We start from the raw sequence: 25,619 nt of genomic DNA on the forward strand, positions 1-25,619 counted from the left end.
TTGGCGAACGGCAAAGCGCAGCGCAATCGCCGCGCGGCCCCGAAGCATTCAATGCATGTACGTGATGCGGCGCGCGCGATGACTCAGCCGCAGGCCCGCGTCAAGCAGCGCGATGGCGAACCAGCGCGCGGTCTTGAGCATGCCGCTTACGCTCGGCGTCGGCAGCCAGTCGTTGAGCAGTTGCACGGCGGCCTCGCTGCGCGTCGATTGCAGCAGCGCGATGACCTGCAACAGCGAGCCTTCGTCCTTCGCGAGCTCGGAGGCGCACCTGCAGCGCGTGTCGAGCGGGCGGCACAAGGCGCGGCACAGGGTGGCCATCAAGTGCTCGAAATGGTCGATGCCGTTGGTGGCAAGCCCGGCTTCGGCGAGCACGCCGCGCCAGTTTTCGGCTTTGCCATGCGCGTCGCAGTGCGGACGCAGCCAGACGCGCACCGCGCGCAGCACGGTTTGTTCGGCGCTGTCCGGATGCTGGGCGAAGGTTTCGTCGATCAGCGTGTCGTTTCTCGCGAATAGGGCGGTCGGGTTCATGAAGCCTCCTGTCGACCAGAGTTAGTGCTTCGGCACTTACTCTGGTCCCATGCATAGCTATCGGCTGGAATGCGTGCTTCAGCACGAACTCTGGCGTCATGATGCTGCAAATCCCTCTCAAATGCAAGTGATTCTCATTTGCTAAATTAACCCTGACGATATTGAGGCTATTTGGCCTGCCGACTGCGCCGCCCGGAAAGGGCAAGAGGTTTTTTGCATCGCGCAAACACGCGCGGGGCGGGGCTGGCACGGTTCCCGGGCCTCGGGTTCGATGCATAAGTCATTGAACCGAAAGAAACAAGTAAGGTATTATTCGGGCCGCGCGGAGCGGCGACATGTCGCTCCTGGGTTGATCAAGGAAGTCTCAAGGGGCACTTTCCAGGTCAAAAAACATGCGTCTGACGCAATGTGTTGTATTTCGTCTTAGTATGAATCTGAATAAAAACAATGACTTGCATCAAGCATTGATCCGGTCCGAGTTGTTGCGCTGCAAAACTTCCGTATTCCGATTACCCTCGTTAACCCTTGAACGTGTGTTGCATTTCGCCTTGTAGCTGACAAATACGTTACAGCGCGACTGGTCCGATTTTCACCCCACGTCAATCTTTCAAATTGCTTGCGCACAAATCCGTGCGCCGAGGAAGCTATTCGCTCCGCATTTTTAGGGTCCCGTTGAAATGCATTCCGTTCCATTCCTGAGTCTGGCGATCTGGATTCCCATCCTGTTCGGCGTGGTAGTCCTGCGCGTCGGATCGGATCGTCAACCGCAGCGTGCGCGCTGGCTGTCGCTGATCGGCGCCGTCGTTGGCTTGCTGTTGACCTTGCCGCTGATCACAGGTTTTGACAACCATGCTGCCGGCATGCAGTTCGTCGAATTCCGCAACTGGCTGCCCGAGTTCGGCGTGGCCTGGCGTCTCGGGATTGATGGCATTTCGATGTGGCTCGTCGTGTTGACCGCGTTCACCACGCTCGTGATCGTGATCGCCTCGTGGGCGTCGATTACGGAGCGCGTCGGACAATACTTTGGCGCGTTCCTGATTCTCTCGGGTCTGATGGTCGGCACCTTCGCGGCCACCGACGGCATGCTGTTCTTCGTGTTCTTCGAAGCCACGCTGATTCCGCTGTACCTGCTGATCGGCACGTGGGGCCATGCACGCCGCACCTACGCCGCGGTCAAGTTCTTCTTCTTCTCGTTCGCGGGTTCGCTGCTGATGCTGCTGTCGATGCTGTATCTCTACAGCCAGTCGCACACCTTCGACATGTCCGCGTGGCATAACCTCACGCTCGGCTTCGTTCCGCAGATTCTCATCTTCATCGGTTTCTTCGCGGCCTTCGCGGTCAAGGTGCCGATGTGGCCGTTCCACACCTGGCTGCCCGACGTGCACCTCGAAGCGCCCACCGGCGCAACCGTGCTGATGGCGATGCTCAAGCTCGGCGGCTACGGTTTCCTGCGCTTCACGCTGCCGATCACGCCTGATGCCGCGCACTTCTTTGCACCGGTGATCATTACGCTCTCGCTCGTGGCGGTCGTGTACTCGAGTCTGCTCGCGCTCGCGCAGACCGACATGACCAAGATGCTTGCGTACTCAACGGTCGCGCACATGGGTCTCGTCACGCTGGGCCTGTTCCTCTTCAACCAGATCGGCACCGAAGGCGCGATCGTGCAGATGATCTCGTACGGTTTCGTTTCGGGCGCGTTGCTGCTCTCGGTCGGCGTGTTGTTCGATCGCACCAAGACGCGCACGATCTCGGCCTATGGCGGCGTTGTCAACGTGATGCCGCGCTACGCCGCTTTCATGATGCTGTTCTGCATGGCCAACCTGGGCCTGCCGGGCACCTCGGGCTTCGTGGGCGAGTTCATGGTCATCATGGGCGCGATCCGCGTGAACTTCTGGGTCGGCGCGATTGCCGCGACGACCGTCATTCTGAGCGCTGCGTACACCCTCTGGATGTACAAGCGCGTGATCTTCGGCGCTGTGGCGAACAAGCGCGTGGCGAAGCTGGCCGACCTCGGCCGCCGCGAAACGCTGATCTTCGCTTCGCTCGCAGTGCTGGTGCTGGCAGTGGGCCTCTATCCGAAGCCCATGACCGATGCGATCGAGCTTTCGGCAGCGAACCTCGTGAATCAGGCAGGCCGCTCGAAGCAGCCCGCTGACGATGGCGCGCCTGCGGAAGCCGTGCGTGCGGGCACTGATGTTCGTGCCGCGCAGCACTCGCCGACTTGATGCAAGTGCTGGCAAGTGATCAGTAAGGAATGACGGCGCACCTGCGCGCCGCCCCGCTATAAGGCGGCGCGGCGCGCAGGTGCGTCCAGAAGGTTTCGAATTTGGAGATTCGAAAAGAGCCGCTGCGGATCGGTGTCAAGGCCGAAGTAGGGCGCGACGTGCGTGTGTTCCCGAGGCGCGACAAACCTCGCGAACACATGCGACATAGTGTCTCGATTTCGGTTTTGACAAAGATCATTTCTGCATTCATTGATTGTCTTCGATCAGAGCGGCTGTATGATTCGGGCGCGCTTCCTTTGTCGATTGTCAGAGGACGTGTCCGGAACTATTCAATGAATGAATTTCAGGCAAACGTGATGAAAAGAACGACCTTGCAAAGGTTACTGCTTCCCGTGAGTGCCGGATTGGCCATGTGTCTTTCCGGATGCAAGTTGGAGCTCCTCGACCCCAAAGGCAGCGTGGGCATGGCGGAGAAGTCGCTGATCGCGACCTCCACCTGGGCCATGCTGATCGTGGTGATCCCCGTGATCATCCTGACGCTGTGGTTTGCGTACCGCTACCGCGCCTCGAACCGCAACGCCACTTATGCGCCGAAGTGGTCGCACTCGACGGCTATCGAAGTCGTCGTCTGGACCGTGCCGACGCTGATCATTCTGTTCCTCGCCGTGCTCACGTGGAAAACCACGCATGAGCTCGACCCGTACAAGCCGCTCGAATCGAACGTCAAGCCGATCAATGTCGAAGTGGTCGCGCTGGACTGGAAGTGGCTGTTCATCTACCCGGACCTTGGCATTGCCACGGTGAACCAGCTGGCTGTGCCCGTTGGCACGCCGGTGAACTTCAGCATCACGTCCGACTCGGTGATGAACTCGTTCTTCATCCCGCAACTGGGCACCCAGGTTTATGCGATGGCCGGCATGCAGACGCGCCTGCACCTGATCGCGGACGAAGCCGGCGATTACGCTGGCCTGTCGGCGAACTTCAGCGGCAAGGGCTTCTCGGACATGAAGTTCCGCACGATCGCAACGAACCAGCAAGACTTCGACGCATGGGTCCAGAAGGTGAAGGCGTCGCAATCGTCGCTTTCGATGGACCAGTACGCGACGGTCGCCAAGCCGAGCGAGAAGGCTCCGGTTGAGTACTTCTCGACGGTCGACCCGAAGCTCTTCAACAACATCATTGCGAAGTACAACAACGGCCACGTCACGAATTTCAGTGACCCGTCGTGCGTGACCAAGGGGTAAACCAGGCATGTTCGGAAAACTTACACTGGATGCCGTTCCGTATCACGAGCCGATTATTCTCGGCACGATGTTCGGCATGGCAGTCATCGGCGCACTGGTGCTCGGTGGCATCACTTACTTCGGTAAGTGGAAATATCTGTGGACGGAGTGGCTGACGAGCGTCGACCACAAGCGTCTGGGCGTGATGTACATCGTCGTGGCCCTCATCATGCTCGTGCGCGGCTTTGCCGACGCCATCATGATGCGTACCCAGCTCGCGCTCGCGTACAACGCGCCGGGCTACCTCCCGCCGCATCACTACGACCAGATCTTCACGGCGCACGGCGTGATCATGATTTTCTTCATGGCCATGGCCTTCATGGTCGGCCTGATGAACATCATCGTGCCGCTGCAGATCGGTGCGCGCGACGTGGCGTTCCCGTTCCTGAACTCGCTGTCGTTCTGGATGACGGCCGTTGGCGCGGCCCTGCTGATGATCTCGCTGGTCGTCGGTGAATTCGCGCAGACCGGCTGGCTCGCGTATCCGCCGCTTTCGGAGCTCGCATACAGTCCAGGGGTAGGCGTCGACTACTATCTGTGGGCGCTGCAGATCTCCGGTGTAGGCACGCTGCTGACCGGCGTGAACTTCTTCGTCACCATCATCAAGATGCGTGCCCCCGGCATGACGATGATGAAGCTGCCGGTGTTCACGTGGACGGCGCTGTGCACGAACGTGCTGATCATGGCTTCGTTCCCGGTCCTGACGATCGCGCTCGCGCTGCTCGGCCTCGACCGCTACATGGGCATGCACTTCTTCACGAACGACGGCGGCGGCAACGCCATGCTGTACCTGAACCTGATCTGGGCCTGGGGTCACCCTGAGGTGTACATCCTGATCCTGCCGGCGTTCGGCATTTTCTCGGAAGTCGTTTCGACCTTCGCCAAGAAGCCGCTGTTCGGCTACAAGGCAATGGTCTACGCGACCTGCGCGATCATGGTGCTGGCGTTCCTCGTGTGGCTGCACCACTTCTTCACGATGGGCTCGGGCGCCGACGTCAACGCGTTCTTCGGCATCGCCACGATGATCATCTCGATCCCGACGGGCGTGAAGATCTTCAACTGGCTGTTCACGATTTACCGTGGCCGCCTCGAGTTCAACTCGGCCGTGCTGTGGACGCTCGGCTTCATGGTCACCTTCACCATCGGCGGCATGACCGGCGTGATGATGGCGATCCCGGGCGCGGACTTCGTGCTGCACAACTCGCTGTTCCTGATTGCTCACTTCCACAACGTGATCATCGGCGGCGTGCTGTTCGGCTACCTCGCCGGCATGAACTTCTGGTTCCCGAAGGTGTTCGGCTTCAAGCTCAACGAAAAGCTCGGCAAGCGCGCGTTCTGGTTCTGGCTCACGGGCTTCTATGTCGCGTTCACGCCGCTGTACGTGCTCGGCTTCATGGGCGCCACGCGTCGTCTGAACCACTACGACAACCCGGCATGGCATCCGTGGATGCTGATCGCCTGGTTCGGCGCCGTGCTCGTGCTGATCGGCATCGTGCACCAGTTCGCACAACTGTACGTTTCGATCCGCGACCGCAACCTGCCGGAAAACCGCGACCTGACGGGCGATCCGTGGGGTGGCCGTACGCTGGAATGGTCGATCTCGTCGCCGCCGCCGTCGTATAACTTCCCGGTCATCCCGCACGTGAGCGAGCTCGACGAATTCGCGCACATGAAGGAAATGGGCCGCGAAACGCCGGACGTCGCGAACACGAAGTACACCGATATCCACATGCCCTCGAACACGAGCGCAGGCGTCTTTATCGGCTTCTTCAGCCTGGTGGTCGGCTTTGCTGGCATCTGGCACATCTGGTGGCTCATGATTGCGGCTTTCGTCGGCATTCTCGCGACGGCAATCGGCTACAGCTTCCAGAAGAACGAGGGTTACTACATCCCGGCCTCCAAGGTCCGGGCCGATGAAGAAGCGCGTAATCGCGCACTGGTCAAGGCGTTCGAAGACAAGCAGCGCCGTGGCAAGGTTGATGAAGCAGCACTGGAGGCCAACTGATGTCGACGAATACAAGTGCGGCCGCGCTCGCGGCGCACGATCACCACGATCACCCGCCGTCGCATTCGGTGTTCGGCTTCTGGCTGTACCTGATGACGGACTGCATTCTGTTCGGCTCGCTGTTCGCAGTGTTCGCCGTGATGCAGCACCAGTTCGCGGGCGGCCCGACCGGCAAGGACCTGTTCGACATTCCGGGCGTCGCGCTGGAAACGGCAGTGCTGCTGCTGTCGTCCATCACGTACGGCTTCGCGATGATCGGCGCGTACAAGAAGCGCACCGGCCAGGTGATGTTCTGGCTGGCCATCACGTTCCTGCTGGGCGCGACCTTCCTGTACTTCGAACTGCATGAATTCGCGCACCTGATCGAAGAAGGTGCGGGCCCGCAGCGCAGCGCGTTCCTCTCGTCGTTCTTCACGCTGGTCGCCACCCACGGTATCCACGTGACGTTCGGCATGCTCTGGATGATCGTGCTGATGGTGCAGACCCTGAAGGCGCCGGAAATCGGCGAGCGCGAAATTCGCCGCTTGTCGTGCCTGAGCCTTTTCTGGCACTTTCTGGACATCGTCTGGATCTGCGTGTTCTCCTTTGTTTATCTTGCGAGCGTGATCTAAATGAGTGCTCATTCCATCCACGAAGAAGAAAGCCACGGCAGCCTCGGCGGCTATCTGGCAGGTTTCGTCCTGGCGGTGGTGCTCACGGCCGCTTCGTTCTGGCTCGTGCTGCATGGCGGCTTCTCGCGCGAAACCGCGCTGCTCGGCCTTGCCGTGCTGGCGGTCGTGCAGATCCTCGTGCACCTCGTGTTCTTCCTGCACATGAACTCGTCGTCGAGCCAGCGCTGGAACGTGACCGCGTTCACCTATACGGTGCTGACGGTGTTCATCATCGTTGGCGGTACGCTGTGGGTCATGCATAACGTCGGCATGAACATGATGTCGCGTTAAGCGCTTGTTTCGTTGCGTCCGGCTCTCGCGTCGGACATGACGGCAAGACAACGCCGCCTGGGCTCACGCCCGGCGGCGTTTTTCATTTCTGGACCTGGAGTTTCGTTTTGGAAATTTTGCGGGGCGGGGACTTTCCGATCGTGGAAGACACTACGCCGCATGCGTGATTACTAGACGACTGGTCTATTCCGCCGGTAACATGGCAACCCATGAACGCAGCGCCAGCCGTCGAAACTCGGCAACACATCCTCGATACCGCCATGCCCATCTTGCTGGGCAAAGGTTTTTCGGCCGTGGGTCTCAATGAGATCCTCGCGGCTGCGGGCGTCCCCAAGGGGTCGTTCTATCACTATTTCGGCTCGAAAGAAGCGTTCGGCGAGGCGTTGCTGGCGTCGTATTTCACCGAGTACGCGGAACGCCTCGCGGCGCAACTCTCGAGCGAGGCGGGTACGCCGGCCACGCGACTCATCGGCTATTTCGACGCGTGGCGCGTGGTGCAATGCGCGGACGGTCCGGACGGCAAGTGCCTCGCGGTGAAACTGGGCGCGGAGGTCAGCGATCTTTCGGAGCCGATGCGCGCGGTCCTGCGCCGTGGCACGGACGAGATCATCGGGCGCATCGCGGCATGCATCGAAGAAGGGCGTGCAGATGGGTCGCTCGCGGGCGTGAGCGACGCCGCCGTGACGGCGGCGGCTTTGTATCAGCTATGGCTTGGCGCGACGTTGATGGAGAAGATCCGCCGCGACCGCAGTCCGCTCGACGCCGCGATGGCGACTACGCGGCGGTTGTTGAATCTGCCGGCGGGCGATTGATCGAACACGAGCCGGCGTTTCCCGGTAACAGGATTGCATTGAACCGGCGTTCTTGAGCGGGCGCCATGTAAAGGGGCCGTCTGGTACGGCCAGTTAATAGACGACTGGTCTAATAGTGCGTTTATGGCGCGCTGTGCGGATCGGTTTTGCGAGGTGCGCAAGCACACGGGCATCACGGAAAAGAGGAATCTCGATGAAGGTACTGATTGTCTTGACTTCGCACGAAGACCTCGGCAACACGGGCAAGAAGACCGGCTTCTGGCTCGAAGAATTCGCCGCGCCGTATTACGCGTTGCGCGACGCGGGGGCGCAGATCACGCTGGCTTCGCCCAAGGGCGGCCAGCCGCCGCTCGATCCGAAGAGCAGCGACCCCTCGGCGCAGACCGATGCGACGCGCCGCTTCGATGCCGACGCCGCCGCGCGCGCCGAGCTTTCCAATACGAAACGTCTCGCCGAAGTCGACGCGAGCGCGTTCGACGCCGTGTTCTACCCCGGCGGCCACGGCCCGCTGTGGGATCTCGCGGAAGATCCGGTCTCGATCGCGCTGATCGAGAAGACGATTGCGGCGGGCAAGCCGGTCGCGGCCGTGTGCCATGCGCCTGGTGTGCTGCGTCACGTGAGGGGTGCGGACGGCCAGCCGCTGGTGGCGGGAAAAGCGGTCACCGGCTTTTCCAATAGCGAGGAAGCAGCGGTGCAGTTGACCGAAGTGGTGCCGTTCCTTGTCGAGGACATGCTCAAGGAGAACGGCGGCAAGTACACGAAAGGCGCCGACTGGGCGCCGCACGTCGAGACCGACGGACTGCTCATTACGGGGCAAAACCCGGCTTCGTCGGAACCGGTTGCCCAAGCGCTGCTTGTGGCGCTGCGCGACAAGTAAACAAGGACTGGCCGTGCCTGCAAAGGATTGCAGGCACTGCCAGTCCAACTTCGAGTTTCTTCATCGGATGCTTCCCACGCGAGTTGCATCCGGCGAATGCGCCGGTTTGCCCGTTGCGTGCTGGCGCTCAATCGATGCGAGCGGCGCGCTCCTCATGACTGCCGCCATCCACCCCTGATCTCTATTTCCTTTCGGCAACGCGAGGGAATCCCGATTTTTCAACCCGACGCATACGCCACGCGTATTGCGTGCTTGCGTCAATCAGTAACCGTTACGTGACTGGAGCGAGCCACTAAGGTGGCGGCTCTGGTTGATACAGGAGAGCACTAGATGTCTGCATTGTTCGAACCGTTCAAGCTCAAGGGCGCAACGCTGCGCAACCGCATCGCCGTTCCGCCGATGTGCCAGTACATGGCCGTCGACGGCATGGTGAACGACTGGCATCACGTCCATTACGCGCAAATCGCGCGTGGCGGCGCGGGCCTCGTGATTGTCGAGGCCACGGCAGTCTCGCCGGAAGGCCGCATCACGCCGGGCTGCACGGGCATCTGGAACGACGAGCAGGCCAAGGCCTTTGCGCCGACGGTTGCCGCAATCAAGGCGGCGGGCGCGGTGCCGGGCATCCAGATCGCGCACGCGGGCCGCAAGGCGAGCGCGCACCGTCCGTGGGAGGGCGACGACCATATTGCCGAAGGCGATGCACGTGGCTGGCAGACGATCGCGCCGTCGCCGATCGAGTTCGGCGCGCATTTGCCGAAAGTCCCGCGCGCAATGACGCTCGACGACATCGCGCGCGTGCGCGAGGATTTCGTTGCGGCGGCCAAGCGTGCGCTCGACGCCGGCTTCGAATGGCTCGAACTGCACTTCGCGCATGGCTATCTCGGCCAGAGTTTCTTTTCTGAACACTCGAACCAGCGCAATGACGCTTATGGCGGCAACCTCGAAAACCGCAGCCGTTTCCTTCTGGAAACGCTGGCCGCAGTGCGCAAGGTCTGGCCGGAGCACCTGCCGCTGACCGCGCGTTTCGGCGTGATCGAATACGATGGCCGCGACGAGCAAACGCTCGCCGAGTCGATCGAACTGGCCAAGGGTTTCAAGCGCGAAGGGCTCGACATGCTGGGCGTGAGCGTGGGCTTCTCCACGCCGGCAGCGCGGGTTCCCTGGGCACCGGCCTTTCTCGCGCCGCTCGCGCAGAAGGTGCGCCGCGCGGTGGGGCTGCCGGTGTCGTCGGCGTGGGGTATTGGCACGCCTGAGCTTGCGGAACGTTGCGTGGCTTCGGAGCAACTCGATCTGGTGATGGTTGGCCGCGCACATCTCGCGAATCCGCACTGGCCGTACTTCGCCGCGCAAGAGTTGAAGGTCGAGCGCGCCGCATGGACGCTGCCCGCGCCCTACGCGCATTGGCTCGAGCGCTACAAGGTGGGTTAAGCGGGCCGACCGGCAATATTGCCGATCGGAAATCGAGCGGCGCACGCGTCCGGCGTGCTGTATAAACATACAGTAGAATCTCGATCAAGACAGCCCGCACCGGGCTGCGAACCGCCGGGCGGCACCGCCCGGTCTCCCGCGTTTCATCCAGCCGGAATGCCAGCGCAAGTGAGCGATAACCGATCCATTCGAATCCGCGGTGCCCGCCAGCACAACCTCAAGAATCTCGACCTCGATCTGCACACCGGCCAAATGACGGTCGTCACCGGGCCGTCCGGCTCGGGCAAGTCCAGTCTTGTATTCGACACCCTCTACGCGGAAGGGCAGCGCCGTTACGTCGAAACCTTCAGTGCCTATGCGCGTCAGTTTCTCGACCGCATGGACCGGCCGCAGGTCGATCGCGTCGACGGCGTGCCGCCCGCCATCGCCATCGACCAGACCAATCCGGTGCGCAGCTCGCGCTCTACGGTCGGCACGATGACGGAGCTTAACGACCATCTGAAGCTGCTCTACGCGCGCGCCGCGAATCTGTTCGACCGCGTGACCGCGCAGCCGGTGCGCCACGACACGCCCGAGACGATTTACGCGGAATTGCGCGCGCGCACAGCGGCGGGCGACCCGCGCCTGGTCGTGACGTTTCCGGTCGAACTGCCTGAGACGACTACCGAAGAGGAGGTCGCGCAATGGCTTTCCGCGAGCGGCTATACGCGCGTGCAGGCGCAGCGCGAAGTGAAAACCGCCGACGGCACGCGCAAGATGCTCGACGTGGTGGCTGACCGCTTCCGCTTGCAGAACGCCGAAAAGAACCGCGTGATCGAGGCGATTGAGGCTTCGCTCAGGCGCGGCGCTGGACGCGTGAACATTTATGTCGTATCGGAAACCGACGGCGCCGCCGACGTTTCCGATACGAAATCCGAGCCGCAGATCTGGCGTTTTTCCACCGGCCTCCATTGCCCCGACAGCGAGCTGCGATATGCAGATCCGCAGCCGGCGCTGTTCTCGTTCAATTCGGCCTACGGTGCGTGCGAGGTGTGCCGCGGCTTCGGTCGCGTGATCGGCGTCGACTGGGGGCTCGTGATTCCCGACGCGCGCAAGACGCTGCGCGGCGGCGCTATCAAGCCACTGCAGACGCCTGCGTGGAAGGAGTGCCAGGACGACCTGATGCGCTACGCCGCCAAGGCCGGCATTCCACGCGATACCGCGTGGTCGGAACTGACGCAGGAGCAGCGCGACTGGGTGCTCGACGGCACTCCGGACTGGAAGGGCAGTTGGCAATCGCAGTGGTATGGCATCAAGCGGTTCTTCCAGTATCTGGAGTCGAAGGCGTACAAGATGCATATTCGCGTGCTGCTTTCGAAGTACCGCAGCTACACACCGTGTGAAACGTGCGGTGGCGCGCGCCTGAAAACGGAGGCGCTGCAATGGCGCCTCGGCACCGGCGAAAATGCCAGCGAAGTGCTCGCGCCCGAAGCGCGCTTCATGCCGCGCGGCGTGGAGTGGTCGCGCGCGCAGCTCGAAGCGCTGCCCGGTCTCACGCTGCATGATGTCATGCTGCTGCCAATTGAGCGCATTCGCCGCTTCTTCGACAGTCTTTCGCTATCGTCAGCACTGCTTGACGACGCGCTCAAACTGCTGCTTGCCGAAGTGCGCACGCGGCTGAAGTATCTGTGTGACGTCGGGCTCGGCTATCTCACGCTCGACCGGCAGAGCCGCACGCTGTCGGGCGGCGAGGTGCAGCGTATCAACCTGACCACGGCGCTCGGCACGTCGCTCACGAAAACGCTGTTCGTGCTCGACGAGCCGAGCATCGGCCTGCATCCGCGCGACCTGAACCGTATCGTCGAAGCAATGCATCGCCTGCGCGACGCGGGTAACACGCTTGTGGTCGTCGAGCACGATCCCTCGGTGATGCTTGCCGCCGACCGCCTGATCGACATGGGGCCCGGCCCCGGCGAGCGCGGCGGCACGATTGTCTACGACGGCACGCCTGACGACATTCGTTCGTCCGGCACCTTGACGGGCGAGTATCTGGGCGGCCACCGTGCTGTCGCCGACGCTTCTCACTGGGCGCGCCGTGCCGTCGATTCAAGCACCCCGCGCCTCGTGCTCGAAGGCGCGAGCGAGCACAACCTGCGCGACGTCACGGTGGAAATTCCGCTGCAGCGACTCGTGTGCGTGACGGGCGTATCGGGCTCGGGAAAATCGACCCTGGTGCAGGACGTGCTGTATCCGGCACTCGCGCGCCATCTCGGCAAGGCGACCGAAGCGCCGGGCGTCTATCGCCAGTTGAGCGGCGCCGGGCAGATCAGCGACGCCGTGTTCGTCGACCAGTCGCCGATCGGCAAGACGGCGCGCTCGAATCCAGCCAGCTATGTAGGCGCGTTCGACGAGATTCGCAAGTTGTTCGCCAAGGCGCCGCTCGCGAAGCAGCGAGGCTACACGGCGGGTATGTTCAGCTTCAACTCGGGAGAGGGGCGTTGCCCGACCTGCGGCGGCTCGGGCTTCGAGCATATCGAAATGCAGTTCCTGAGCGACGTCTATCTGCGTTGCCCGGACTGCGACGGCAGCCGCTATCGCCCAGAAGTGCTCGAAGTGAAGATCGAGCGCGGCGGCCGCGCGCTTTCGGTGGCGGACGTGCTCGATCTCACCGTGAGCGAGGCAGCGCAGTGCTTCAGTGAGGATGCCGAAGTATTGCGCGTAATCCAGCCGATCGTCGACGTGGGCCTCGAATACGTGAAGCTCGGGCAGCCTGTGCCGACGCTTTCGGGCGGCGAGGCGCAGCGCCTGAAGCTCGCGGGTTATCTCGCGGAAACGGCGCAGGCCAAAGGGAAGGAGAGCAAGGAAGCCGCGGTCGGCGGGCGCCTCTTCATGTTCGACGAGCCCACCACGGGCCTGCATTTCGACGACATCGCCAAGTTGATGCGCGCGTTCGGCAAGCTGCTCGCGGGCGGCCATTCGCTGCTCGTGATCGAGCATAACCTCGACGTGATCCGTGCCGCGGACTGGCTGATCGACCTCGGCCCCGAAGGGGGCGACGCGGGCGGCGAGGTGGTGTGCGTGGGCACCCCGGAAGATGTGATCGCGTGCCCGCGCTCGCATACGGGCGCGGCGCTCGAGCGTTATGAAGCCGCGCTCGGCAACGGTGTCGGCACGCTCGTCGCGGAGGAAGAGGGCATTGCGCTGCAGACGGCGTTGCGCGCGGCGCAGGCGCGCCGCGAGATTCAGGGCGAAGACGTGGTGCGCATCGTGAATGCGCGCGAGCACAATCTCAAGGCACTCGACGTCGACATTCCGCATGGCCGGTTCAACGTCATTACCGGCGTTTCGGGTTCGGGCAAATCCACGCTCGCGTTCGACATTCTGTTCCATGAGGGCCAGCGCCGTTACCTCGAATCGCTGAATGCCTACGCGCGTTCCATCGTGCAGCCTGCGGGGCGGCCGGAGGTCGATGCGGTCTACGGTATTCCTCCCACGGTCGCCATCGAGCAGCGTCTCTCGCGCGGCGGCCGCAAGAGCACGGTCGCGACCACGTCCGAGGTGTGGCACTTCCTGCGGTTGCTGTATGTGAAACTCGGCGTGCAGCATTGCGTGCATGACGGCACGCCGGTGACGTCGCAAAGCACCGATGCCATCGTTGCGCAACTGCTGCGCGAGCATCGCGGCCAGCACGTAGGGCTGCTAGCGCCGCTCGTCGTGAACCGCAAGGGCGTGTATACGGATCTCGCGAAATGGGCGAAGGCGCGCGGCAATACGCATCTGCGCGTCGATGGCGAATTCGTGCCGGTGGCGCCGTGGCCGAAGCTTGACCGGTTCCGCGAGCACACGATCGAGTTGCCGGTCGGCGATCTCGTGATCGAGCCGGAAAACGAGGCGCAATTGCGCCAGTTGCTCGACGCGACGCTCGAAGCCGGCAAGGGTGTCATGCATCTGCTGGCGCCGCTCGACGGGCTTGATCATGCAATTGGCAATGGCAATTCGACTGCGCGCATCGGCATGGTGAAGGTCCTTTCGACGCGGCGTGCCTGCCCCGTGTGCGGCACGAGCTATCCCGAACTCGATCCGCGCATGTTCTCGTACAACAGCAAGCACGGCTGGTGCACGACCTGCGTGGGCACAGGGCTTGCGCTTACGCGCGAGCAGCGCGCGGTCTACGACGATACGGTTCTTGCCGCCGACGATCGCGGCCGCGAGCAAACCTTGCCGTCCGAAGAGCAGGAGCCGGAGGGCATGGTCGACGAGCCGTGTCCGGACTGTCACGGCACGCGTCTGAATCCCGAGGCGCGCGCGGTGACCTTCGACGAGCATGCGATCGTCGATGTCGCGCAGTGGACCGTGGCTGAAACGCGCCGCTGGATTGAATCGCTCGAATTGAACGGACGCGACGCGCAAATCGCGCGCGACGTGGTGAGCGAAATCCGCAGCCGCTTGCAGTTTCTCGAAGAAGTCGGGCTCGGCTATCTGAGCCTCGATCGCGCCGCGCCGAGCCTCTCGGGCGGCGAGGCGCAGCGTATTCGTCTCGCGGCGCAGCTCGGCAGCAATCTGCAGGGCGTGTGCTACGTGCTCGACGAACCCACTATTGGCCTGCATCCGCGCGACAACCAGATCCTGCTCGACGCGCTGCGCAGTCTTGGCGAGAAGGGCAATACGCTGGTCGTCGTGGAGCACGACGAAGACACGATTCGCCGCGCGGATCACATCATCGATATCGGGCCGAGCGCGGGTAAGCGCGGCGGACGCGTGGTCGCGCAGGGCAAGGTCGCCGATCTCGCGGCGCAGGCCGATTCCATCACGGGCCGCTATCTCGCGCATCCGATCGTGCATCCGTTGCAGCCGCGCCGGGAGGTAAAACCGGCGCGCGCGGGCCGCGAAGCGGTGCCCGCGCAGTGGCTCACGGTGCACGGCGGCAAACTGCACAACCTGCGCGATGTGACCGCGCAGATTCCGCTTGGCCGCCTCGTGGCGATCACGGGCGTGAGCGGCTCGGGCAAGTCGACGCTCGCGCGTGATGTGCTGCTTTCGAATTTGCTCGACGCGGTGGGGCGGTCGGTGCTGTCGTCGCCGGCAGAGCGCCGCGCGCGTAAGGCATCGAAGGAAAGCGCACCGGGCGCAGCCGAGCGTCGCTCGAGCGTGCTGGCGCGCACGAGCGCGCGGCCGAAGCTCGATGTTTCGCATACGTGGCAGGGCTGCGACTCGATTAGCGGATGGGAAACCATCGACCGCGTGCTCGAAGTCGACCAGACGCCGATCGGAAAAACGCCGCGTTCGTGTCCCGCTACCTATATCGGCGTATGGGACGCGATTCGCCGCCTCTTTGCCGATACGCTCGAGGCGCGCGCGCGTGGCTACAGCGCGTCGCGTTTTTCGTTCAATACCGGCGATGGCCGCTGCCCCGCGTGTGAAGGCCAGGGCGTGCGCACGATCGGCATGAGCTTCCTTCCCGATGTGAAAGTGCCGTGCGATGTCTGCCATGGCCAGCGTTTCAATCCGGAAACCCTGGCCGTGACGTGGCGCGGCCGGAACATCGGCGAAGTGCTGACGATGGAGATCGACGAGGCCGTGGAGTTCTTCGGCGCGATCACGAACATTGCGCATCCGTTGCAACTTATGAAGGACGTCGGGCTTGGCTATCTCACGCTCGGCCAGCCGTCGCCGACGCTTTCGGGCGGCGAGGCGCAACGCATCAAGCTCGTCACGGAACTTTCCAAAGTGCGCGACGACGTCACGCGGCGCGGCCAGAAGGCGCCGCACACGCTCTACGTACTCGACGAGCCCACCGTGGGCCTGCATATGGCTGACGTGGCGCGCCTCATTCGCGTGCTGCATCGTCTCGCCGATGGGGGGCACAGCGTGGTCGTGATCGAGCACGACCTCGACGTGATCGCGGAAGCCGACTGGATTATCGATCTCGGTCCCGAGGGCGGCGTGGGCGGCGGCACGATCGTCGGCGCGGCGAATCCGGAGGGGCTCGTGAAGATGGCCGCGAGCCACACGGGCGCGGCGCTTGGGCCAGTGCTCGCGCGCACGGCGAGCAGCGCGCAGCCGTCATCTTCGCCAGCGCGCGACGATGGTGCAGACGATGCCGACCCCGATGGCGCGCGTGCCGCGAATCGGCGGGCCAGCGCGTCGTAAGCGGTTCCATGGCGGGCTCCATGAGCACGTCCTGCCGGACGCCCGAGAGCGCCCCGTATAGGCCTCACGGGCGTCAAACCGCTTGATCTGGGCGGCTCGCGCAAGGTATCATGGGCTCCGCTTGCAGCAAGTCGCCGTGCATTTTTAGCGGCACATTCTGGCGAGTGGAGCAGCGGACCTCAGATCCCCTCCGAACCGGTCGCGGGTTTCATACCCAGGCCACCTCATCAGTGCAGCAGGGCTTCGCGGCAACTGGCGAAGCCTTCGTCTTTTCAGGGCAGACCAATCGATATCGATCGACGCCTGGTTCTTGCGATGCGAGAGGAATTATCCGATGTTCGACCTCGACGGTGAGGCGCGCGAACGGCTCATCCTGTGGATTAAACGCCGCATGGAAGAGTACGACATTACGCTCGAAGATCTTGAATTATCCATTGCCGAAAGTGAACGGCAGCCGATGTACCGGGATGCATACGGCAATACCTGGAATGGGGAAGGTGACATGCCGTCCTGGTTGTTGCGTTACAAGCATGCTGGGCAGGACATAGAGCATTTCCGCTGCTAGTGGCAAGGTGTTGCGTGGCAGGCCGCCTGCCGGATTTAGCCAGTTCCGGTAGTAATTCAGTATCGTTTTAAAAATACCTTTTGGTGGATATTGCCCATTTAATCAATGGCGCTTTGCATCCGCCTGTTCCGGTTTGACCATAAGCCGTTTAAGTGCATATTCATCGGCAAGTCGTTGATCTTGCCGGGTGGCCACGCCATGCAGTTGCGCAACAATACCGGCCATTGCGCTTATGCCGCATCCAGGGGGCGAATATGGCGTTGCTGGTGGTGGGTCTGGCAATTTTTATTGCCATGCATTTGATTCGTGTTGTGGCCGCACCGTGGCGCGAGGCGCAGATCGAGCGTTTCGGTATGCCGGTCTGGCGCGCTTGCTTCGGGCTGTTGTCGATTCTCGGCGTCGTGTTCATCGTCCGCGGCTATGGGCTTGCGCGACGCTATCCTGTGCCGATCTGGCTCCCGCCGTTCGGCATGGCGCACGTTACCGCACTTCTTACCGCAATTGCCTTCGTGATGATTGCGGCTGCCTGTGTGCCGGGCAATCACCTCAAGCGTGCGCTGGGCCAGCCCTTTTTGGGCGGCGTGGCGCTCTGGGCGTTCGCGCACCTGCTCGCCAACGGCACGCTGCACGCCATCGTCCTGTTTGGCGCATTGCTGGTTTGGGCGCTGATCAAACTGCGTGCAGACCGGCGGCGTGATCGCAAGGCCGGCGTCGTCCATGCGCAGGGCACCTTTGCGCGCGACGTGCTGGTCGTCGTGAGCGGACTCGTCGCGTGGGCCGTATTCGCCTTCTGGCTTCATGGCGTGTTGATCGGCGTGCGCCCGCTCGGCTGACGTGCCGCGAAAAAAAGAAGCCTGCTCGAGGCAGGCTTCGTCAAGGTACGACTCGGAGTTTCGCGATCAAATCTCAACCGCTGCGATCTTGGGCGGCGTCCGTGAAAGCTGCATGAAAGTGCGCGGTGGATTTCAGGTCACAGATCGAAGAACACCGTTTCACGTTCGCCCTGCATGCAGATATCGAAGTGATAGACGATATTGCCGGCTTGCTCGGTGCGCCGCGCGACCAGGGTCTGGCGGCGCGCTTCGGGCACTGAGGCAAGCACTGGATCGGTGGCATTCGCGTCGGCTTCGTCGTCGAAATAGAGCCGTGTGAACGTGTGAGTGAGCATGCCGCGCATCATGACGATCACGTTGATGTGCGGCGCTTCGTCTGCCTGATCGCGCCCCGGCTTCACCGTGCGCACGATAAAGCGCTGCTCCGGATCCGTGCCGGTTCCCACGCGTGCGAAACCGCGAAAGCCGGTTTCGGCCACCTGCACGCGCGACGCCGGGTACTGACCGCTTGCGTCGACTTGCGAGAACTCCAGCATGGCGTCGAAGACCGGCTTGCCGTCGCCGTCGATCACGCGGCCCATCAGCGTGATGTGCTCGCCGGGCGTCTGCGGGCCGGCCATCTCGGGCGTGAAGAGGCTCTTGAAGTCGAAGTCGTATTGCTGTGGGCACAGTCCATAGGCAAAGTACGGGCCGACAGTTTGCGAAGGCGTTTCCTTGAGTGCCATGATCAACGCTCCATGGGAGTCTGGTTCGGGCCGCGCAGCACGATGTCGAATTCGTAGCCGAGTGCAAAGCCTTCTTCGGTGGTGTCGAGCGAGAAGCGCGAGATCATGCGATCGCGCGCCTGCTCGGGCGTGCCCTGGAAGATCGGGTCGTAGGCGAGCAGCGGGTCGCCGGGGAAATACATTTGCGTGACGAGGCGCGAACCGAAGTAATCACCGAACAGCGAGAAGTGAATGTGATTCGGCCGCCACGCATTGGGGTGATTGCCCCATGGGTACGCGCCGGGCTTGATCGTGAGAAAGCGATAGCGGCCTTCGTTGTCGGTCAGGCAGCGCCCCGCGCCCAGAAAATTCGGATCGAGCGGGGCATCGTGCTGGTCCTGCTTGTGAACATAGCGTCCCGCAGCGTTGGCCTGCCAGATTTCGACAAGTGAATTCCGCACCGGCTTGCCGCCGTCGTCCAGCACGCGGCCCGTGACGATGATGCGCTCGCCGAGCGGTGCGCCGTTACGCGCCGCATTGCGCGTGAGATCGTGGTCGAGCGCGCCGAGATCTTCCGCGCCGTACACGGGCGCGTGCAGATTGCGCAATTTTTCCTTTAGTGGAATCAGCGGCAAGGTCGGGCCACGCTTGACCGACGAGCGGTACGGCGGATAGACATACGCCGGATGCGAATCGAAGTCGCGCGGCGACAGGAAGGACTCATCCATGGGGGGTGTCTCCTGGCAGGATGGTGGTAAGAGGATGCGAGACGCGGCGGACGGTCGCAGCTCACGCATGCAGCCACTTTATCCAAGTCGAAAAGTTATGCAAAATGACGTTTTCTCGCGTCTCGTATAACCAATCGTTATGCAAAACCGGCTTGCAGACTCACGCGTCAAATTTCGTCACCTTCAGTGCTTTCTCGCGGTTGCGCAGTTCGGCAGCGTGCAGCAGGCGGCAGAGAGCCTTTCGATTACGCAGCCAGCGGTGTCCAAGACGATTGCCGAACTGGAGTCGGCGCTCGGCGTGAAGCTGTTTGAACGCGGCCGGCACGGGGCGGTGCCCACGCGGGAGGGCCAGCTTTTCATGCCGCACGCGAGCGCGTGCGTGAGCGCGCTGCGCCAGGGTGTTGCGCTGCTTGCGCGCGAAGAGGGTGCGGTGGCGGCAACGCTTGATATCGGGGTGTTGCCGACAGTGGCGACCGCACTCGTGCCCGCAGCGCTGCGGCGCTTCGGCGGCGAGTGGCCGCGCGTGAGCGTGCGGCTCATGACGGCGGCTAACGCGGAATTGCTCGAGCGCCTGAAAGCGGGGTCGATCAGTTTCGCGGTTGGGCGTCTGGCGGATCCGGAGCGCATGGTGGGCCTGAGCTTCGAGCAGCTCTATAACGAACCGCTGGCGGTGGTCGTGCGCTCGGGGCATCCGCTCGCGCAGGAGCCGGGATCGGCGTTGCCGCTTGCGCAGTTCCCTACGCAGTTTCCGCTGGTGCTGCCGCCGTTCGGAACGCTGATTCGTCAGGCCGCGGACAGTCTGCTGGCGGCGTGGGGTGCACCGCCGCTTACCTCGTTCGTCGAATTGCTGTCGGTCTCGGTGGGGCGTGCGCTTGCGCTCGAAAACGACGCGGTCTGGTTCGTGCCATCGGGTGCGGTCGAATATGATTTGCGCGCGGGGACGCTGGTGCGTCTGCCGTTGCCGAGCGCGGGCGCAGAGGAGCCCGTCGGCCTGATCCAGCGCACCGACACGCAACCGACGGCGGCGGGGCGCGCGTTGATCGACGCGGTGAGGGAAGCCGCGCGCGAACGCAACGCGGCAGCGCATACGAAACCGGCGGCGCGGCGCGGGCGCCAACGCTCGCACGCGACGGCCGTCCCCGGAAGCAAGCGGCGTTCAGGCGCCGCCAAAGGCGAATAAAGCGCTCGTGTCTCAGGCTGCCGGAAGTTTCTTTTTGGAACGGGGCGGTTTGCTGGGCGGCGGGGCCGCTTCGGTGGTTTGGGCGGCTTCGACCGTGCCGGGCACCGTAGCGCCCGTCGACATCCAGAGCACAAGCGCGTCTTCCTTGCTGGTGGAAACGGCAAAGTGGCCGGTGCGGCTGTCGAAGTAGAGGCTGTCGCCGGCTTCGAGATGCGTGGGGGTGTAGAGCTCGGTGTGCAGACAGACGCTGCCGCTGATCACATAGATGAATTCTTCGCCTTCGTGCCGCCCCCAGTCTTCGAACGCGTCCACCGAATGCGCCGTGACGCGCACCAGAAACGGCAGCATGGCCTTGTGCGCAAGCTCCGTGGCGAGCAACTCCATCTCGTAACCGCGATACGCGTGCGGCTTGCCCGCGCCGCGCCGCGTGAGCGCGCGGCGGCCGCCGAAGTCGAGCTTCGGCGTCGAGCCGAATAGCTCGCCCAAGTCGATTTTCAAGCCGGCAACGATCTTCTGCAGCACATCGAAAGTAGGCGACATTAGCCCGTTTTCGATTTTGGAAAGCGTGGAGCGCGACACGCCACACGCGTGGCTCGCGTGTTCGAGCGTCAGGTCGAGAACGAGGCGGGCGGCGCGGACGCGCCGGCCGAGGTCTGCGGTCGACGAAGCCGCTGATTGCGTGAGCGTGGTGTCCATGAGTGGTGACGAGCAGGATCGAGTGTTCTGGCACGTTTCCGATCATAGCAAACCGTCGCCTTTAGGAAACATCGGCCAGATGGCTAACGTTTGCAATCTGAATGTGGGTGCCGTGCAGGCTCGCCAGATCGAATTGTTTCGATTCGCACCGTTCAGGGAACCGAATTAACCATCTTTAAAGATTGCCGTGGATCTTGTCGCCGTGGAAAAGGTCTTTCAATACAGTAAGAATGTGAATAGAGTCTCGATCTGCGTCGCGTGGTCACGCGACGAATCGTATGGCGATCCTTACTATTTGATTAGACGACATAGATCAAGTTTGGAGAAGAAAATGCGCGACGAACGTCTCGAATTGTTGTTGGCCATATCACGTAGAACGCTCGGCATCGAACGCTTCGAGTTGACCGGCAAGCAAACTGCGGACTGGCACCTGGTCAGTGCGGAAGACATTGGCCACGCGCTGGAATCCGCGTACGACGCAGGGCTGATCGTCGGTCGACGGGTTGGCCGTGACGAATGCATGGAGGAATCCTGAGTCGGTCAGCTTGATCGGCCAGAGTTTTCACCATTTCCGTTTGGAAACCGCGCCACAAATTCAATGTTTCCGATGGGAAATTTAAATAGCGGTTTGGGCATGAGAGCCCGGAACCCGGCGGTAACAACGCCAGCCTCGAACCAACCCTGCGCGCGATCCTGTTCTTCGCACCAGGCACGGCTGGACTACGTCCAGACGGCGTACCCATTTAGTCTGGATTGCAAATCAAATCGCGAGCCGCGATTTACAGCGCAGTCAGTCGACGCGTCCGTTGCGAGTTTGCAAGCCTCAGGCGAGCCGGCGTAACGGCTCGAGCGACCAGCCATGCGGCACGCCATGAATGGCGAAGAACCACGCGGCAACCCACGAGGCCGCGACAACGATCAGATCACATCGGCCGCTGCGCCACAGGTTCAGCGAGTGGCGATGCACGATCCACGGCACGCCGAGAGGATTCGGCCAGTCCGCGAACAAATGGATCAGCCCGCCGCATGCGAAGCCGAAGGCCGGCGCGGCAATGGGTAAATGCCCGAGCTCGCGATACGACCACCACAGCAGGGCAATCCAGCCCACGCCCCAATGCGTGAAGGTCCGATGAGTAATCCAGAGTCGGCGCTTCTTGCTCCACCACGCAACCTCCAGCCAGTCGGGCGCAGTGCCGCCGGCCACGCCCGCAACGAATGCGAGTGCGGCATAGAGATGCCACGGGCTGTCCGCCCCGGCGCGCGTGACGATTGCAGCGGCGATAACGCCGGCGGCCCAGCCGGTGGCGTGATGTGCGGTCCCTGATGCCATGAAGCGGTTTGAGTGCAAAGTCGAAAGAGGGCGCAATCTTCGCAGATGCGACGGCTTCGTGACAGGGGGTAACGCGAGGAATTCACCGCGCGCCGTTCGAGACCGCTGTTCGAGACATCAGGTTGCGCAGCGCGCCACGGCGAAGCGCAGATTTTCCTCGGGCGGGTCGTTCGAGCTGGACGCCCCGTGTGTCACTCGAATCACCGATCCGCTGCCGTTCGGCGTGAGGGTGACGAGGTACGAGGCGTTCGAACTCGAGCCAATCGCGAGCTCGGTGGTGTTGCCGGAGTGCGATTCGTGCGTGTGCGACAGATGGCTTCTGAGGCAACTCGCGATTGACGAAGGCGAGCGCGCCGAAGATGCGTAGACCATTGCGCCATCGTCCGAGCCCGAGCCTGAACTGGTGCTGGGCGGCGACGATCCACAGGCGGCGACGAGTGCGAGCGGCAAGGCGGCGACAAGACGTTGCGTGAGCATATTCATGGGCGTCGTAGCGAATGCTGGACAAAAAGCAACGCGAGATGCGCTGCGGCGGACGTGTTTATGAGTATAGGCACACGTCTGACAGTGCAGGCTCACGTAGAAGTAAGAAGATGCAACACGGCGAACCTGGCCTGCGAAGGCTTGCGGCGATAGCACTACGAAAGTTGCCGATACGAAATCGAGAAAACACGCGAGAGAACACGCGAGAAACCGCGCGAGAAACCGCGCGAGAAAAATGCGGAGCAAGGCCCAGGGAAAGAGCCCGGAGGAGTTGGCACAACAGGCCGCGTGAACGAAGCGAAACAAAAAACGCACATGCGGTTGTGCCGCATGTGCGTTGGGTAGAAAGCGGGCAGAGTGGCGAACCGCGCCGTCTGCCCGAAGGCTTGCGCCGCGAGGCGCAAGCCGGTCCGCTTTAGAAACGGTGACGCAGGCCGATCGTTGCGGCAACCTGGTTGCCCGTCGACGAAGGCGACAGGTTGTTGATCGCCGCGATGTTGGCGACCGGCACGCCGTTCTGCATGCCGAGCGAACCCGATGCATGCTGGTACACGCCAGCGAGGTACACGTCGGTGCGCTTGCTGAGTGCGTAGTCGGTGCCGACCATGACGGTGTGCCACTTGGGATGCTGATCGCCAGCACCGGTGCCGGTCACGGTGCCGTCGGTGAACGTGTACGAACCCATCAGCGAAAGCGCCGGCGTAAAGTGGTAGGAGCCGTTGATTTCGTAGTTGTTCAAGTGCAGGTTCAGGCCGCTGACGCCGGCGATATTCATGCCGCCGCTGCCGAGGCTTTGCAGGCCGTCGATCTGCGAATGCGAATACACAAAACCGAACTGCGCTGCACCGTACGTATAGTTCGCACCGGCGCCGAAGCTGCGTTGCGAGCGGGCCGAGATGTTCTGGTCAGCCGAGGCCGCGCCGTTCGCGTTGCCGCCGTAGGTGCCCGAATTGTTCAGTTGCAGGTAGCCGGCAGCAAGATTGAGCGGGCCGTGGTTGTATGATGCGCCCGCGCTCCATGCGCGGCTGTTCGAGAAGCCGCCGGCTTCGTTCGAGAAGCCATACATGCCGCCGAACTGGAAGCCCGAGTAGTCCGCGCTCGAGTACTTGACCGCATTCTTGATCGAGAACGATTGCGCGAAGTTATCGTTGTCGAACGGGTGACCGGCGAGGTTGTTGCCGTAGCCCATGCCCGCTGCCGAAAGCGGTGCGAGGTACTGGTTCATCGAGTCGTACTGACGGCCGAGGGTCAGCGTGCCGTACTTGTCGCTTTGCAGGCCGACGTAGGCCTGGCGGTTGAAGCCGCTGTCGCCGTTCTGGTAGCCGCCGTTATTGAGGTTGAAGCCGCTCTCCAACGTGAAGATCGCCTTCATGCCGCCGCCGAGGTCTTCAGCGCCTTTGAGGCCGAAGTAGTTGTGCGACATCGCCCCGGTGCCTTGGGCCCACTGGCTGTGGCCACCGGCATTGTTTACATAGAGCAGGCCGGCATCCAGCGAGCCATACAGGGTTACGCTGCTTTGCGCGTGTGCGCTCATTGCAAATGCACCGAGAACGCCTGCGACGATAAAGGTTTTTTTCATGCTTTTAACTCCGACTGTACTTGGGAATCTCACGGGGAACGATTGCTGCGGTGTTCCTGTGGTCTGAAGATTCGAAGCGAAGTTTATTCCGGCAATCCCGAAGTTTTGTTCTGTGCGGCGCAATAATACGTTTTCAAAATCGTAATAGAGATATTAATTTTTGTAAGTTACTGCGCGGAAACGATTTTTTCGAATAAATGCAGGGTGCGACAAAATGAGCCATTCGAGATTATGTTGTGTGGGCGCGACGCCGTTTGTGGCTTATCAGGCGGGCTTGAGCGCTATTGTGGTGTTTATTACGGGATATTTCAATCGCATTGTGCAAGGTACTGTTCCAGTTTGCGGCCTCTATAGAAAGAGGTGCTGGCGTTACAATTTACTCAGCCCTCGACCAAGGGCGGTCTTTTTCATCTGTTTTACGCGGCTCTCGGGCCGCGTTTTTTTTGCCTGTCGATATAGAACTATTTTTAGTTCGATTTGAGGCGTGAAAAATAGTATTGCGAAAAATGATGAGAATCATATTGTCGCATTTGCGCGCGCATGTTTTTCGACCATTTTCGGGGGCTTGTGCGAGATGACTGCTCTATTTGAAACCTGGCAAATCCACAGCGAACCGGACAATGGCGTGGGGAGGGGGCGTGGCCGCCGGCTGGGAGCTTGCGGTTAAAATCTTGCCCCTGCCCGCGATGCAACGGGCAGCATTCGCAGAACCTGATGGAAACCGCCATGACCGATTCTTCGCCCACCGCCTCTCCTGCAGACCTCTCCGGGGACACCTATCAGGATCCGGATGCCGGCTCGTCCGAGGTAATCCAGGACCCGCGCTTGTGGCACAAGGACGGCTGGATGGCGCGCGTCATCAAGAACGAGGACGACGACGGCTGGGCCGTCGAAATGATCAAGGACGGCGAGCCTGAGCCCGCGCTGGTCGGTCCGTGGACCATGGGACGCGACAAGAAGAATCCGAAGCCGCTCGACACTTCTGCGTTCAACACGCTGGTGAAAACGGCATCCGAGGTGTTACGCCGCCACGAGCAGCAATTGCGGGCGATGCTGCACAAGCGCCTGGGCGTGCAGACCGACGAGGGCGACATCGACGTGACCCTCGATATCGTGCCCGACGAATACGAACCCTACGCGCTGCTCACGGCGCTCGACGCGTTCGGCGAGCAGATCGCGCAGGTGCGTGTCGCGCCGACCTTCAAGCTGACCAAGGCGCGGGCAGAGTCTTGGGCCGAAGGCGGCTTCGGCCGTATCGATTGACGTGCAGGGACAACCTGCAAGACGCCGGCG

22 protein-coding genes are annotated in these 25,619 nt (G+C 62.2%); 14 read left to right on the forward strand and 8 right to left on the reverse strand.

The genetic code is table 11. The features are described 5' to 3' along the window. Positions 1-48 precede the first annotated feature (48 nt). Positions 49-528, reverse strand: a complete 480-nt coding sequence (locus tag HV773_RS19405) for a hypothetical protein (protein WP_175196423.1) — start codon at positions 526-528, stop codon at positions 49-51. 677 nt (positions 529-1,205) lie between these two features. On the opposite strand from HV773_RS19405, the gene HV773_RS19410 reads away from it, so the two are divergent. The 10 genes from HV773_RS19410 to HV773_RS19455 all read left to right on the forward strand — a co-directional run bounded on the left by HV773_RS19410 (position 1,206) and on the right by HV773_RS19455 (position 16,793). Next, positions 1,206-2,753, forward strand: coding sequence for an NADH-quinone oxidoreductase subunit M (locus HV773_RS19410; RefSeq protein ID WP_175196425.1), 1,548 nt, complete (start codon positions 1,206-1,208; stop codon positions 2,751-2,753). Between the two features lie 356 nt (positions 2,754-3,109). After that, complete coding sequence (cyoA, locus tag HV773_RS19415; RefSeq protein ID WP_175196427.1) at positions 3,110-3,997, forward strand: ubiquinol oxidase subunit II; 888 nt, start codon at positions 3,110-3,112, stop codon at positions 3,995-3,997. Between the two features lie 7 nt (positions 3,998-4,004). Next, positions 4,005-6,041, forward strand: coding sequence for a cytochrome o ubiquinol oxidase subunit I (gene cyoB / locus HV773_RS19420; protein WP_175196429.1), 2,037 nt, complete (start codon positions 4,005-4,007; stop codon positions 6,039-6,041). Then, positions 6,041-6,652, forward strand: coding sequence for a cytochrome o ubiquinol oxidase subunit III (gene cyoC / locus HV773_RS19425; RefSeq protein ID WP_175196431.1), 612 nt, complete (start codon positions 6,041-6,043; stop codon positions 6,650-6,652). The genes cyoB and cyoC overlap by 1 nt, the downstream gene beginning before the upstream one ends. Then, positions 6,653-6,982: a cytochrome o ubiquinol oxidase subunit IV gene (cyoD, locus tag HV773_RS19430; protein ID WP_175196433.1), complete on the forward strand. Its 330-nt coding sequence runs from the start codon at positions 6,653-6,655 to the stop codon at positions 6,980-6,982. 209 nt (positions 6,983-7,191) lie between these two features. Continuing rightward, entirely contained in the window at positions 7,192-7,794 is a 603-nt protein-coding gene (locus HV773_RS19435) for a TetR/AcrR family transcriptional regulator (RefSeq protein ID WP_175196435.1), read from the forward strand. A gap of 193 nt (positions 7,795-7,987) precedes the next feature. Next, entirely contained in the window at positions 7,988-8,671 is a 684-nt protein-coding gene (locus tag HV773_RS19440; protein ID WP_175196437.1) for a type 1 glutamine amidotransferase domain-containing protein, read from the forward strand. Positions 8,672-9,001: 330 nt separating this feature from the next. After that, complete coding sequence (locus tag HV773_RS19445) at positions 9,002-10,099, forward strand: NADH:flavin oxidoreductase/NADH oxidase (protein ID WP_175196439.1); 1,098 nt, start codon at positions 9,002-9,004, stop codon at positions 10,097-10,099. 156 nt (positions 10,100-10,255) lie between these two features. After that, positions 10,256-16,228, forward strand: a complete 5,973-nt coding sequence (uvrA, locus tag HV773_RS19450) for an excinuclease ABC subunit UvrA (RefSeq protein WP_377730937.1) — start codon at positions 10,256-10,258, stop codon at positions 16,226-16,228. A gap of 334 nt (positions 16,229-16,562) precedes the next feature. Further along, a complete protein-coding gene (locus tag HV773_RS19455) occupies positions 16,563-16,793 on the forward strand; it encodes an H-NS family nucleoid-associated regulatory protein (protein ID WP_035533873.1) in 231 nt (76 codons plus the stop codon). A gap of 102 nt (positions 16,794-16,895) precedes the next feature. Here HV773_RS19455 and HV773_RS37275 read toward each other — a convergent pair whose 3' ends face one another. Then, a complete protein-coding gene (locus HV773_RS37275) occupies positions 16,896-17,018 on the reverse strand; it encodes a hypothetical protein (protein ID WP_281365289.1) in 123 nt (40 codons plus the stop codon). A gap of 29 nt (positions 17,019-17,047) precedes the next feature. Between HV773_RS37275 and HV773_RS19460 the strand changes: the two genes are divergently transcribed. Continuing rightward, positions 17,048-17,626, forward strand: a complete 579-nt coding sequence (locus HV773_RS19460) for an NnrU family protein (RefSeq protein ID WP_175196443.1) — start codon at positions 17,048-17,050, stop codon at positions 17,624-17,626. A gap of 137 nt (positions 17,627-17,763) precedes the next feature. On the opposite strand, the gene pcaG is transcribed toward HV773_RS19460, so the two are convergent. Together pcaG and pcaH are read right to left on the reverse strand one after the other, a co-directional pair. Then, a complete protein-coding gene (gene pcaG / locus HV773_RS19465; RefSeq protein ID WP_175196518.1) occupies positions 17,764-18,354 on the reverse strand; it encodes a protocatechuate 3,4-dioxygenase subunit alpha in 591 nt (196 codons plus the stop codon). Next, positions 18,354-19,058, reverse strand: a complete 705-nt coding sequence (gene pcaH, locus HV773_RS19470) for a protocatechuate 3,4-dioxygenase subunit beta (protein WP_175196444.1) — start codon at positions 19,056-19,058, stop codon at positions 18,354-18,356. Before pcaH ends, pcaG begins: the two co-directional genes overlap by 1 nt. Positions 19,059-19,197: 139 nt before the next feature. On the opposite strand from pcaH, the gene pcaQ reads away from it, so the two are divergent. Next, positions 19,198-20,238: a pca operon transcription factor PcaQ gene (gene pcaQ, locus HV773_RS19475; protein WP_175196446.1), complete on the forward strand. Its 1,041-nt coding sequence runs from the start codon at positions 19,198-19,200 to the stop codon at positions 20,236-20,238. A gap of 12 nt (positions 20,239-20,250) precedes the next feature. Here pcaQ and HV773_RS19480 read toward each other — a convergent pair whose 3' ends face one another. Continuing rightward, positions 20,251-20,934: a helix-turn-helix domain-containing protein gene (locus HV773_RS19480; RefSeq protein WP_175196448.1), complete on the reverse strand. Its 684-nt coding sequence runs from the start codon at positions 20,932-20,934 to the stop codon at positions 20,251-20,253. A 331-nt stretch (positions 20,935-21,265) separates the two neighbouring features. Here HV773_RS19480 and HV773_RS19485 point away from each other — a divergent pair, with 331 nt between their 5' ends. After that, entirely contained in the window at positions 21,266-21,469 is a 204-nt protein-coding gene (locus tag HV773_RS19485) for a DUF6900 domain-containing protein (RefSeq protein WP_175196450.1), read from the forward strand. A gap of 288 nt (positions 21,470-21,757) precedes the next feature. Here HV773_RS19485 and HV773_RS19490 read toward each other — a convergent pair whose 3' ends face one another. The 3 genes from HV773_RS19490 to HV773_RS19500 form a co-directional block, all read right to left on the reverse strand. Then, entirely contained in the window at positions 21,758-22,264 is a 507-nt protein-coding gene (locus HV773_RS19490) for a metal-dependent hydrolase (protein WP_175196452.1), read from the reverse strand. Positions 22,265-22,381: 117 nt separating this feature from the next. Beyond that, entirely contained in the window at positions 22,382-22,747 is a 366-nt protein-coding gene (locus HV773_RS19495) for a sugar ABC transporter ATPase (RefSeq protein WP_246282340.1), read from the reverse strand. Positions 22,748-23,162: 415 nt separating this feature from the next. Further along, positions 23,163-24,326, reverse strand: coding sequence for a porin (locus tag HV773_RS19500; protein WP_175196454.1), 1,164 nt, complete (start codon positions 24,324-24,326; stop codon positions 23,163-23,165). Positions 24,327-25,052: 726 nt separating this feature from the next. On the opposite strand from HV773_RS19500, the gene HV773_RS19505 reads away from it, so the two are divergent. Further along, positions 25,053-25,589, forward strand: a complete 537-nt coding sequence (locus tag HV773_RS19505; protein WP_175196456.1) for a hypothetical protein — start codon at positions 25,053-25,055, stop codon at positions 25,587-25,589. Positions 25,590-25,619: the final 30 nt, after the last annotated feature.

Source organism: Paraburkholderia caffeinitolerans (genome assembly GCF_902859945.1).
In the GTDB taxonomy this organism is placed as follows: domain Bacteria; phylum Pseudomonadota; class Gammaproteobacteria; order Burkholderiales; family Burkholderiaceae; genus Paraburkholderia; species Paraburkholderia caffeinitolerans.